Origin of the sequence: Methylobacterium nigriterrae (assembly GCF_037106235.1) — a bacterium.
Taxonomy (GTDB): Bacteria; Pseudomonadota; Alphaproteobacteria; order Rhizobiales; family Beijerinckiaceae; genus Methylobacterium; species Methylobacterium nigriterrae.
Genome location: NZ_JBAWTG010001084.1, coordinates 1 through 244 on the forward strand (window position 1 = coordinate 1; position 244 = coordinate 244).

The window sequence follows — 244 nt, forward strand, 5'->3', positions numbered from 1 at the left end:
CCAGGCCAGCATCACCTCGCCGTCGCGGGCGTGGTCGATCGCGAGCGCCTTGGTGAAGTCCGGCGTCTCGGGGATCACCGGCCCGTCGAGACCCTCGAAAGAGACCTCGACGGCGCCCGCCTTCACGCCGGCCTTGTCGAGCACCGCTCTCAGCGGCACGCCCGTCCAGCGGGCGTTGCCCATGGCGCCGTTGGCGAGCTGGCCGCCGGCCATGCGCGGCTCGAAGAAGCCGCGGGAATTGCCG

1 protein-coding gene is annotated in these 244 nt (G+C 72.5%); it reads right to left on the reverse strand.

Features of this window, described 5'->3' with window-relative positions; genetic code table 11:
* Window positions 1-244: molybdopterin-dependent oxidoreductase (locus WDW90_RS40345; protein ID WP_336493140.1), on the reverse strand; the 244-nt coding region annotated here is incomplete at both ends.